This window comes from Thalassolituus oleivorans MIL-1 (assembly GCF_000355675.1).
Taxonomy (GTDB): Bacteria; Pseudomonadota; Gammaproteobacteria; order Pseudomonadales; family Oceanobacteraceae; genus Thalassolituus; species Thalassolituus oleivorans.
The window spans coordinates 3,408,335-3,420,000 of record NC_020888.1 but is presented as its reverse complement, the minus strand read 5'-3'; the positions used below and the strand labels follow the sequence as shown (position 1 = coordinate 3,420,000).

Genomic DNA, 11,666 nt, shown 5'->3' with positions numbered 1-11,666 from the left:
AAGGTTAATTGATGGGGTTATCTTCGGAGAAGCTCTTGATCGAAGCCCCGGTAAACGGCGGCCGTAACTATAACGGTCCTAAGGTAGCGAAATTCCTTGTCGGGTAAGTTCCGACCTGCACGAATGGCGTAACGATGGCCACACTGTCTCCACCCGAGACTCAGTGAAATTGAAATTGCGGTTAAGATGCCGTATACCCGCGGCTAGACGGAAAGACCCCGTGAACCTTTACTATAGCTTCACAGTGAACTTTGAATTGTCTTGTGTAGGATAGCTGGGAGGCTTTGAAGCGAGGACGCCAGTCCTTGTGGAGCCAATCTTGAAATACCAGCCTGGTCAATTTGGGGTTCTAACTCTGGTCCATTATCTGGATCGAGGACACTGTGTGGTGGGTAGTTTGACTGGGGCGGTCTCCTCCCAAAGAGTAACGGAGGAGCACGAAGGTCGGCTAATCTTGGTCGGACATCAAGAGGTTAGTGCAATGGCATAAGCCGGCTTAACTGCGAGACAGACACGTCGAGCAGGTACGAAAGTAGGTCATAGTGATCCGGTGGTTCTGTATGGAAGGGCCATCGCTCAACGGATAAAAGGTACTCCGGGGATAACAGGCTGATACCGCCCAAGAGTTCACATCGACGGCGGTGTTTGGCACCTCGATGTCGGCTCATCACATCCTGGGGCTGAAGCCGGTCCCAAGGGTATGGCTGTTCGCCATTTAAAGTGGTACGCGAGCTGGGTTTAGAACGTCGTGAGACAGTTCGGTCCCTATCTGCCGTGGGCGTTTGAGATTTGAGAAGAGCTGCTCCTAGTACGAGAGGACCGGAGTGGACGAACCTCTGGTGTTCCGGTTGTCACGCCCGTGGCATTGCCGGGTAGCTACGTTCGGACAGGATAACCGCTGAAAGCATCTAAGCGGGAAGCCCCCTTCAAGATGAGATCTCACTGACTCCTTGAGAGTCCTGTAGGGCCCTTGAAGACTACAAGGTTGATAGGTCAGGTGTGTAAGCGTTGTGAGGCGTTGAGCTAACTGATACTAATTGCCCGTGAGGCTTGACCATATAACACCCAAACTCGGAAGAGTGGTTGTTGACGAATTAAGACAAGCAGCCTTAAGTCTGCGCTAAAACGAGAATCTCGATACTCTTCATTGAAGAGCTCATGTATCCGACCTAATTTTTTTAAGTCTGCACTCCAGAGCGATCACGCCGGAGGTGAGACAGTCTTAAAAATACCAGTTTGCTTGACGACAATAGAGCTGTGGAACCACCTGAATCCATTCCGAACTCAGAAGTGAAACGCAGTATCGCCGATGGTAGTGTGGGGCCTCCCCATGCGAGAGTAGGTCATCGTCAAGCTCTTATTCTAAAACCCCCTTCCGGTAACGGTTGGGGGTTTTTTCTTGGCTGCGATTCGAAGCCTAGTAAAAGCATTTTACTTTATTACCTAGTTTCCCCTTAGTTTACTTAAACAGTGTCTAAACTTTGGTAAGACAAAGTAAGGTGGTGTTCATGAGTAAGTTTCTTATTGTTGAAGACAGTCAGGTCATACAGAAGATTCTGCGGCATATAGCTAAACAGGAGCTGGACCGAGAGGTGTTGTTCGCTGCCAGCATGGCGGAAGCTAAGGCGTTATACGCCGATCATAAGCATGAGTTAATTGCGGGTATCATTGATATTGCATTACCTGATGCTCCTAACGGTGAGCTTGTCGATTTTCTTCTAGAGGATCATTTCCCTCTAATCGTGTTAACCGGTACCGATGACGGTGAACGTCGTCAGTCACTGCTGAAAAAAGGTGCCGCTGATTACGTTTTAAAGGAAAGTCGATACTCCTACCAATATGCCGTACAGATGCTGAGTCGTCTGGAAAAAAATTCTAACGTTAAGATTTTAGTAGTCGACGACTCTCGGCAAATACGCCAGTTTGTGACCTACTTACTCAAACTTCATCGCTATCAAGTTTTTGAGGCTGAGGATGGTCTCGTAGCGTTACAGATTCTCGATAAAGAACCTGATATTCATATGGTGCTAACGGATTATCATATGCCTAACCTCAATGGTTTTGAGTTGGTTCAGCAAATTCGTCAACGGTATGAGAAAACGCCTATTGCCGTTATCGGATTGTCTAGTCAGGGCGATAGCCATGTTTCCGTGCAGTTTATTAAAAATGGTGCGAATGATTTCTTACCTAAGCCCTTTGAACATGAGGAGTTCTTCTGTCGCGTAACGAATAATATCGAGTCGCTGGAGCGTATGTTGTCGCTTAAATTACAAGCAACTAAAGATTATCTTACCGGTTTGAATAATAGGCGCTATTTTGCCGAAGAAGGGGACGCTCATTTGCGTCGTTGCCAGACAGAGGAAATTCCAATCTGTCTCGCTATGATCGATATTGATCTATTTAAACGAGTAAATGACGGATTTGGTCACTTAGTAGGTGATCAAGTTTTGAAGCAATTTGCTTATTATTTGGATGATTGCTTCGGGCGTTTTATTACCGCACGGACAGGGGGAGAGGAATTTAGTATCTTGTTAACTGGCTTGCAGCCCTCACAAGCTCGTAGTTTGCTTGAAGAATTCAGGATTATGGTCGAAGAGCTGGAATTTGAATTTGGCGACGGCGAGTATCTTAGGCTAACCATCAGCATCGGGATGAGCGTTGCGAGTGATGATAGTTTGGATTCACTTCTCCAGCGAGCGGATCAGCATCTCTATGCAGCAAAAGATAGCGGACGGAACATGTTGGTTTCTGACAGCATTATGCTCTCCTAATCTATCGGATTGTAACACTTCGCTTTTTTTCCTATTGTGTGCTGCCTAATAGGAGGAAAAGCTTATGTCTGAAGATACCATTTTTGGAAAAATCAGTCGGGGTGAGTTACCCGCTAATATTGTCTATGAAGATGATCAATGTTTGGGATTTCGGGATATGTATCCTGCGGCACCAATGCATATTTTATTGATTCCTCGTAAGCCCATTCCTCGATTATGTGACGCTCAAGCTGAAGACCAAGCATTGTTAGGTCATATGATGCTCGTTGCTAGTCAGATAGCGGAGCAAGAAGGTTTTGGTGATAAATATCGGCTTGTTGTGAATAACGGCGCTGAGGCTGGACAGTCGGTATTTCATCTTCATCTTCATATCATTGGAGGTCGTTCCTTAAGTTGGCCTCCAGGTTGAGATTATGATTTCTTTTGATGGCATTTTAGCTCGTCTCCATGATGGACGAATATTGACCGTGGATCACTGGAGTATTGAGAAGATGCAGACGTGGGCTATTCTCGGTACCAATGGTAGCGGCAAGTCAGCACTGTCCTGCTTGTTTGATGGGGATTTGGTACTCAGCCATGGCTCCAGTAAAGGTTTACCCTCAAATGTAATGTATGTTTCCTTAGAGGCGCAGGCCAAGCAAATAGAGCAAGAGCGTCGTGAAGATGAATCCGATTTGCTGGATAGGATAGATCTCGGGACACCAGTGCGGGCTTTTCTCGAACCAATCTCAGAGGTTAGGCATTGGATTTCATTGCTGCGTATGGAGCATCTTCTGGATCAAGGGTTTCGATCACTTTCTACGGGTGAAACGAGGAAAGTGATGTTGATTCGAGCCTTGCAGGCAAAACCGGATTTATTGATATTGGATGAACCTCTAGAGGGTTTAGACCAAGTCAGTCGCCGGGTTGTGAGTGAGGGCTTGGCTCAACTTAAACACAATGGCCAAGCTATAATCTGGGTGGCTAACCGCCTCGATGAAATTCCTGACTGGATTACCCATATTGCATTTATGCACGATGCCAAATTGTTAGTGCAAGGAACAAAAGAGGACGTTATTGCATCGCCAGAAGTCATCGGCTTGCTGCATTTTGATCAAGCATTGCCCGACTTTCCGCCGCCACCTAAAGGCCGCAAAGTGCTTCCTAATCACCAAGCGTTAGTTGAAATGACGGACGTTTCTATTGTTTATGGCGAGCGTGTACTTTTTGAAGGTTTGAACTGGTGTATTAAACCAGGAGAGCATTGGGCGATTGAAGGTCCAAACGGTAGTGGTAAGACAAGTTTACTGCAGCTGATTACCGGCGATAATCCTCAGTGTTACCGAAACCAGTTGATGGTATTCGGAATGAGGCGTGGGTCGGGGGAAACTATCTGGGATATTAAGCAGTATATCGGTTTAGTTTCTGCTTCGTTGCAATGGGACTATCGCGCGAGCACTAATGTTCTGAGCACGGTTATCTCGGGGCTTTATGACAGTATTGGGTTGTATAGGGCAACGGGAGATGTTGACAAGCAGCTAGCTCTGCAGTGGTTAGACGTTATAGGTTTACGCCACCTAGCTAATCAGAGTTTGCAACATCTGTCTTATGGCGAACAACGCTTAGTTTTAATTGCTCGGGCACTTATTAAGCAGCCTGCTCTTTTGATTCTGGACGAGCCTTGCCAGGGGCTAGATGACCCAAGTCGCCATCTTGTTCTTGCTTTTTTACAGCGTCTTGCTGTGCAGAGAATGATAACCTTGTTATATGTGACACATCAGCCCAAGGAAATTCCTGAGGCGTTTGTTCGTAGATTGGAATTTGATGGCAACAAAACATTACGGATACGAGGTGACATTTAACGCAAAAATGTGGCGACAATCGTCACGAGCACTAGACTAAATAAGATAAGAAGAAGGTAACGGCATTGGCGGTATCGAATATGACTATGCGGGATGGCCGACGATTTAATGTTAACAAGCGACATAGCCGGCAGCGTTTGGATGTTTCTGAGTTGTCTGTCGGTATGTATGTCGTTGAGCTTGATCGCCCTTGGATTGATTCTCCTTTTTTATTCCAAGGGTTTTTATTAGAAAATGCTGATGACATTATTGCCGTCCAAGATATTTGTAAATGGGTTTATGTTGATGTTGTTGAGGAAGAGTGGGTAGAGGCGGATGTTAATAAGCCTACAGGTGTAAGGCATACTCAAAAACGATATGTCGATAAAAATCAAATGGCCACACAATTAACGGCCGCCAATAGAACTTATCAATCCACCAAAAAACAAGTTAAGCACTTGCTAGCGAGTGCCCAGCTTGGTCAAGCCCTCAATATGGCCGATGCTAAAGTCGCTGTAAAAGACTGTGTTGATCGAGTTGTAGCGAACCCTAACGCCATACTTTGGTTAACACGCTTAAAACATCAAGATGAATATACGGCTGAGCACTCGGTTAACGTATGTCTGCTCTCGATTGCGTTGGGGCAAAGAATGGGATTAGCGGCCTACGAATTGGAAAATATCGGTATTAGTGGGCTAATGCACGACATTGGCAAAATGAAAGTCCCACCTGAGATTCTGAACAAACCGGATCGACTGGATCCTGAAGAGTTCGCCGAAATGGCACGTCACACCGTCTATGCCAAACAATTGCTAATGGGTCGCTCCGATATCTACCCTGGTGCGGTCGATGTCGCGTATAGCCATCATGAACGTCTGGATGGTAAGGGTTATCCTCGCGGTATCGACTCCAGTAAGATCTCTTTATTTACCCGTATTGTTACTATTGCAGATGCCTATGATGCGATGACTAGTGATCGCTGTTACAAGGTCGGCATGTCATCGATGGAGGCCTTGCAGATTATAAACCGAAATATTGGTACGCAGTTCGATAAAGAAGTCGCTCGTCAGTTTATTGGCATGATTGGTATGTATCCACCGGGTTACCTATTGGAAATGAGCAATGGAGAGGTGGGGATTATTCTATCCGCCGATAAAGGTTACCAGTTGAAGCCGCGCGTGATGATGGTGCTTGATAGAGATAAAAACCCCCAACCTGAAGCTATTATCAACTTAGCAATGAATCCTACTGACGGAGCCGGTCAGCCCTATAAAACTAAAGGTGTCTATCGGAGCGGTCATTTCGGAGTAGATGTCGGAGAGTACACGAAGAAGGGACTAAGAATTCAAGGCTTTGATGAAATGGAATGAGTGCTCGATTTACGGCATGTAAAACAAAAAAGCCGAGTAAATATACTCGGCTTTTTCAATTTACTAGCAGGGATAAATCAATACAAAACTCGAGCACGAATTGTGCCTTCAACTTGTTTGATTTTTTCTAAAGCCAATTCAGATGCGTCAGCAGCAACATCTATGACGACGTAACCTACTTCCTCAACTGTTTGCAGATATTGGCCAGAAATATTGATGCCGTTTTCTGCAAAAATTTGGTTGATCGCATTCATAACACCAGGCACGTTTTTGTGCGTATGCAAAATGCGATGAACATTCGGATTTGACGGCAGAGCAACTTCAGGGAAGTTAACAGATGATGTCGTAGTGCCGTTGTCGCTATATTGAGATAGCTTCTCGCCCACTTCTTTACCGATGTTCTCTTGAGCTTCCAGTGTTGAACCGCCAACGTGTGGCGTCAGAATCACGTTATCAAACTCACGCAGAGGGGTAATAAACTCTTCGTTGTTTGAGCGTGGCTCAACTGGGAACACATCAATAGCAGCACCGATAAGCTTCTTGCTACGCAGAGCATCGGCTAGTGCATCAATATCAACTACAGTTCCGCGTGAAGCATTTAGCAGAATACTGCCTTGCTTCATTTGAGCAAATTGTTCTACGCCCATCATCCACTTGGTAGCCGCTGTTTCTGGTACATGTAATGAGATTACATCACACATGTTTAACAATTCGTTTAGCGAGCCTACTTGTTTGGCGTTACCAATGGAAAGTTTGGTGACAACATCATAGAAGAAGACTTCCATGCCCATGCTTTCAGCCATAACAGATAGCTGAGTACCTATGCTCCCATAACCGATGATGCCAAGCTTTTTGCCACGAATTTCGAAAGAATTCTCCGCAGACTTGCTCCAGCCGCCACGATGACACTCAGCATTTTTAGCAGGGACACCGCGCATCAGCATGATGATTTCTGCAATAGATAATTCTGCAACAGAGCGCGTATTAGAATAAGGAGCGTTGAATACTGCTACGCCGCGCTTAGTTGCTGCTTTTAGGTCAACTTGGTTGGTACCAATGCAGAAGCAACCAACAGCAATTAGCTTTTCAGCGGCTTGAAAGATTTCTTCGGTTAGCTGCGTGCGTGAGCGAATGCCAACGAAATGCGCATCTTTGATCGCTTCTTTAAGATCGTCTTCACCGAGAGCTGTCTTCAGGTACTCGATATTGGTGTATCCAGCCGCATTAAGAGTATCGATTGCAGATTGATGCACGCCTTCTAACAAGAGGAACTTGATCTTGCTTTTGTCGAGGGATGTTTGTGCCATTGTGGTACCTATATACAGTAGTAAAACCCGTTTCGAATAGTCAGCTGGGATTACACTTGAAGTGTGATCATTCACTGAAACCATCCGCGAGCAGTTAAAACCGCTCCGAAAATTATGGCGCGTATGCTAGCATAACCGGCAGTTAAAGTGAGCCTCAAAGTCGCCTTTCATCGCGAAGATTACTCATTTTGAGGTGAAGAACATTCATCCAACCGGACAACTCCATGACCACGTTGACACAAGAAGCCCTAATTGAGCAGTTATCAGCGATTGTTGGCACCGATAAGGTGCGAACAGATGCAGATTCGTTAGAAACCTTTGGTAAGGATTGGACCAAGATTTATCCACCAAAGCCTTCTGCGATTGTGTTCCCTAAGACGACTGAGCAAGTGCAAAAGATCGTCCTTCTTGCGAACGAGCAAAGCTTGTCTCTGGTTCCTTCGGGTGGTCGTACCGGCCTCAGCGCTGGCGCCGTTGCGGCTAACGGTGAAGTCGTAATCTCTTTTGATTACATGAACCAAATCAGCGAATTCAATGCCATTGATCGTACTGTTAAATGTGGAGCTGGTGTCGTTACCGAACAGTTGCAAGTTTTTGCTGAAGAGCAGGGTTTATTTTATCCCGTCGATTTTGCGTCTGCGGGGTCAAGCCAACTTGGCGGTAACATTTCTACCAATGCCGGTGGTATTAAAGTTATCCGTTACGGTATGACTCGTGATTGGGTTGCCGGTTTAACGGTTGTGACGGGTAAGGGTGATGTTTTAAACCTGAATAAAGACTTGGTTAAAAACAACACTGGCTACGATATGCGCCAGTTGTTTATTGGCGGAGAGGGCACCCTAGGTTTTATTACAGAAGCGACAATGCGCTTAACTCGTGCCCCTAAAAACCTGACTGTTTTGGTTCTTGGGGTGCCAGAGTTCGATGCGATTATGAGCGTATTAAATACCTTCCAAGGACGGATGGATTTAACTGCTTTTGAGTTTTTCTCCGATAAAGCGATGCGCAAAGTTGTCGCGCGTGGCGATGTGCCTGCGCCATTTGAAACTCCTGCTGAATATTATGCGCTGCTTGAATTTGAAGCGGAAAATGAAGATCACATTAATACCGCTATGGAGATCTTTGAGTACTGTGTAGAGCAAGGCTGGGTGCTAGATGGTGTGATGAGTCAGAGTGAGACTCAAGCAGCTAACTTGTGGCGTTTGCGTGAAGACATCTCTGAAACCATTTCAGAGTGGACGCCGTACAAAAACGATATCTCCGTTGTTGTATCGAAAGTTCCACCTTTCCTGCATGAAATTGAGGAAGTGGTAACCCGCGAGTATCCTGATTTTGAGATTATTTGGTTCGGGCATATCGGCGACGGCAATTTGCATTTGAACATCCTTAAGCCGGATGATTTAGCGAAAGAAGTGTTCTTTCAACGCTGCGCGAAGGTATCTACATGGGTATTCGAAATCGTTGAGAAATATGCCGGTTCAGTTTCTGCTGAGCATGGGGTTGGTTTAACGAAAAAGCCATATCTGGAGTATACCCGCTCGAAAGAAGAGTTGGATTATATGCGCGCAGTGAAGCTGGTATTTGATCCTAAGAATGTGATGAATCCTGGTAAGTTAATCGACCTATAAGTGAAAAGCAGATAATAAAAAAGGAGCCATTCGGCTCCTTTTTTATTGTTTCCTATAAGCGATTAGAACAATTGTTCTGGAATAACTTCATTGGTCGAATAATCGCCCGGCGCATTGTTTTTCTCGCTCGGTGAAACCTCAGTAGGCACATCTTCCTGGCGGAAGTATTCGAAAATAGCATTACGTTGACCTGGTCGGGCTAGCTCCCCTGTTTCTGGGTCAATGCGTACGCTGACAATCCCCGGCGGTTGTTCGAATGGATGCTCCGCGACTCCTTCTAGGGCGGTCTTCATATAGTCTACCCATATCGGCAGGGCGGTATTGCTACCGAATGCCCAGCGTCCTAGGGTTTGTGGTTGATCGAAACCAATCCATGTCGTCGTTACCAAATCAGGGCTGAAGCCAGAGAACCAAGCGTCTTTTTGATCATTGGTTGTGCCCGTCTTTCCTGCTAAATCATGACGGTTTAAGGCTAATGCTCGCTTCCCTGTGCCGCGACGAACAACATCTTGTAGCATGCTGACCATTAAGTAATGGATGCGCGGATCCATTACTTGTGCGGCAGGGATTATCGGGAGCGCATCATCTAGCTCTGCTTTTGTTGGTTCAGGAGTTGGCTCAAATGCGTCTATTGCTGTCGGTGCCAAAGCAAATGTATCGGGTTCCTCTGTCGCTATTAAAGGTGCTTCCGCCGGTTGCATGATTTCGGCTTCTGTCGTGTCGTCAGTATCATCACAATCACGGCAGACCACAGCTGGACGAGCAGTAAATAACCGAGTGCCTTGGTCATCTTCTATACGCTGAATCAAATAAGGCTTAACCGCGTAGCCGCCGTTAGCTAAAACACAATAACCTGTTGCTAGTTCCATCGGTGTTACGGCCGAAGAACCCAAGGCGAGCGATAAATCGTTGTTCAGCTTTTTTCCATCAAATCCAAACGGTTCTACATAGCGAATCGCAGTGCGGGTTCCTATTTGTTTAAGAATACGAATAGAAACCAAATTCTGTGATTTATATAACGCTTCTCGTAATCGAGTAGGGCCGTAAAACTTGCCGTTATGGTTTTCTGGTCGCCAGGTATTTTCTAAACTGGCATCCTCGAAAACAACAGGCGCATCATTAATGATACTCGCCGGAGTGAAACCATTGGCTAAAGCGGCGCTATAGATAAAAGGTTTGAATGCCGATCCTGGCTGCCGCTCAGCTTGAATGACACGGTTGAATTTATTAGCACTGAAGGAAAAGCCGCCCACTAAAGCTTCGATGCCACCATCATTGGGATTTAGAGAGACGATCGCCCCTTCAGCTTTAGGCATTTGGCCTAGCTCTAATCCATTAGCTGTTTTTTGTAGCCAGATTTTTTGGCCTATAGAAACGACTTCTAATGCGTTTTTGGGATCTTGGCCAACGCTGTCGACAGATAAATAGGGGCGAGCCCAAGTCATCCCTGAGAAAGGCAACCATAGAAAGCCATTATCGCTGTAGGTCCAAGCGCCATCTTTGCGAACATCGGCAACAATCGCGGGGGTTAGCAAGCCGAAGTCGCCTTGCTGGCGGATGTAGTTATCCCATTCTTCTAATGTACTCGGCCAGTCGATATCGAAACGTGAATCGGCTGCGGCAAACCACTCTCGTAACAGAGGGTTGTCATTCTCTGGAGTCAATTCGACTAATGAAAACTCTGGCTCTGAGCGACGATATCCGTGTTCTCTATCATAGTTGATAAGCCCTTGCTGCAGCGCTTTGCTGGCAGCAGTTTGGCGCTTGGAATTGACCGTTGTGTAAACACTGTAACCGCCGGTATAAGCCTGATCCCCAAAACGATCGACCATCTCTTGGCGTACCATTTCTGCAATATATGGCGCATCTACTTCTGTGGTTGGTCCATGGTAGCGGGCAACATCCGGTTCACGTAATGCTTGTTGGAATTCTTCTTCGCTAATTTTATCGAGGTTACGCATACGCGCTAATACGTAGTTGCGACGATCGACTGCTCGCTTGGGGCTGTTGATCGGGTTTGCTGCCGATGGCGCTTGAGGCAATCCGGCTATCATAGCCAACTGGGCCAGTGATAGATCTTTAATTGAACGACCGTAATAGACTTGAGCTGCCGCTTCGATGCCGTAGGCGCGTTTACCGAGATAAATTTTATTAATATAGAGCTCTAAAATCTCCTCTTTGCTCAGTGATTGCTCAATTTTGAGAGCTAGGAGGATCTCTGTGAACTTCCGAGTGAAGGTTTTTTCGCTCGATAAATAATAGTTTTTAGCGACTTGCATTGTAATTGTACTGCCGCCGGACTTCTTTTTGCCCGTACGTACTAATTCTACAGCCGCACGCGTTAGACCTTTTAAGTCAATGCCTGAATGCTCGAAAAAGCCATCATCCTCTGACGCAAGTAACGCTTGAATGAAGAGAGGCGGGGTGTCGGCATAGCTTATTGGATTACGCCGTTTTTCCCCGAATTCGCTGATGAGTAGGCCATCTGAGGCATAAACTCGCAGGGGGGTTTGTAGCTCGATATCACGCAAAGCCTCGGTGTCAGGGAGGTTGGGAACGAGGTAGAGGTAGATGGCCATAATGACCATTCCACAGCCTGCAGCGCTGGACAATACAAGCCAAATAATAAACTTCACAAGCGGGGATGTCTTAGTCATAAGAAAAAGATCGTCGATTCCTTCGGAAAGCTAGGTATGATGCGGGTTGTGGCATTATAAGGCTTTTTTGTTCTTTTAATAGGATTGTGCTTATAATGACTTCGACTATATAG

Annotated in this window: 7 protein-coding genes and 2 rRNA genes (1 of these 9 cut by a window edge); 7 read left to right on the top strand and 2 right to left on the bottom strand. The window is 46.1% G+C overall.

The features are described 5' to 3' along the window. The 6 genes from TOL_RS15690 to TOL_RS15665 all read left to right on the top strand — a co-directional run. A 23S ribosomal RNA gene (locus tag TOL_RS15690) occupies nt 1–1,058 on the top strand (it extends 1,831 nt beyond the left edge of the window). A gap of 181 nt (nt 1,059–1,239) precedes the next feature. Continuing rightward, a 5S ribosomal RNA gene (rrf, locus tag TOL_RS15685) occupies nt 1,240–1,355 on the top strand. A gap of 153 nt (nt 1,356–1,508) precedes the next feature. After that, the gene (locus TOL_RS15680) at nt 1,509–2,771 is read left to right on the top strand and encodes a diguanylate cyclase (protein WP_015488353.1); all 1,263 of its coding nucleotides are present in this window, start codon (nt 1,509–1,511) and stop codon (nt 2,769–2,771) included. 64 nt (nt 2,772–2,835) lie between these two features. Next, nucleotides 2,836–3,180: a histidine triad nucleotide-binding protein gene (locus TOL_RS15675; RefSeq protein ID WP_015488352.1), complete on the top strand. Its 345-nt coding sequence runs from the start codon at nt 2,836–2,838 to the stop codon at nt 3,178–3,180. A 4-nt stretch (nt 3,181–3,184) separates the two neighbouring features. After that, on the top strand, nt 3,185–4,612 hold the full coding sequence (gene modF, locus TOL_RS15670; RefSeq protein WP_051052430.1) for a molybdate ABC transporter ATP-binding protein ModF: 1,428 nt from the start codon (nt 3,185–3,187) through the stop codon (nt 4,610–4,612). 80 nt (nt 4,613–4,692) lie between these two features. Further along, nucleotides 4,693–5,961, top strand: a complete 1,269-nt coding sequence (locus TOL_RS15665; RefSeq protein WP_051052429.1) for an HD-GYP domain-containing protein — start codon at nt 4,693–4,695, stop codon at nt 5,959–5,961. A 77-nt stretch (nt 5,962–6,038) separates the two neighbouring features. Here TOL_RS15665 and serA read toward each other — a convergent pair whose 3' ends face one another. Further along, nucleotides 6,039–7,268, bottom strand: coding sequence for a phosphoglycerate dehydrogenase (gene serA / locus TOL_RS15660; protein WP_015488349.1), 1,230 nt, complete (start codon nt 7,266–7,268; stop codon nt 6,039–6,041). A gap of 224 nt (nt 7,269–7,492) precedes the next feature. Between serA and TOL_RS15655 the strand changes: the two genes are divergently transcribed. Continuing rightward, nucleotides 7,493–8,896, top strand: coding sequence for an FAD-binding oxidoreductase (locus TOL_RS15655; RefSeq protein ID WP_015488348.1), 1,404 nt, complete (start codon nt 7,493–7,495; stop codon nt 8,894–8,896). Nucleotides 8,897–8,958: 62 nt separating this feature from the next. Here TOL_RS15655 and TOL_RS15650 read toward each other — a convergent pair whose 3' ends face one another. Next, a complete protein-coding gene (locus tag TOL_RS15650; RefSeq protein ID WP_015488347.1) occupies nt 8,959–11,553 on the bottom strand; it encodes a penicillin-binding protein 1A in 2,595 nt (864 codons plus the stop codon). Nucleotides 11,554–11,666 lie beyond the last annotated feature (113 nt).

Excerpts from the sequence above, each read along its gene's own strand:
- TOL_RS15650 (WP_015488347.1), bottom strand. The coding sequence starts at position 11,553 with ATGACTAAGACATCCCCGCTTGTGAAGTTTATTATTTGGCTTGTATTG.
- TOL_RS15675 (WP_015488352.1), top strand. The coding sequence starts at position 2,836 with ATGTCTGAAGATACCATTTTTGGAAAAATCAGTCGGGGTGAGTTACCC.
- modF (WP_051052430.1), top strand. The coding sequence starts at position 3,185 with ATGATTTCTTTTGATGGCATTTTAGCTCGTCTCCATGATGGACGAATA.
- TOL_RS15655 (WP_015488348.1), top strand. The coding sequence starts at position 7,493 with ATGACCACGTTGACACAAGAAGCCCTAATTGAGCAGTTATCAGCGATT.
- serA (WP_015488349.1), bottom strand. The coding sequence starts at position 7,268 with ATGGCACAAACATCCCTCGACAAAAGCAAGATCAAGTTCCTCTTGTTA.
- TOL_RS15680 (WP_015488353.1), top strand. The coding sequence starts at position 1,509 with ATGAGTAAGTTTCTTATTGTTGAAGACAGTCAGGTCATACAGAAGATT.
- TOL_RS15665 (WP_051052429.1), top strand. The coding sequence starts at position 4,693 with ATGACTATGCGGGATGGCCGACGATTTAATGTTAACAAGCGACATAGC.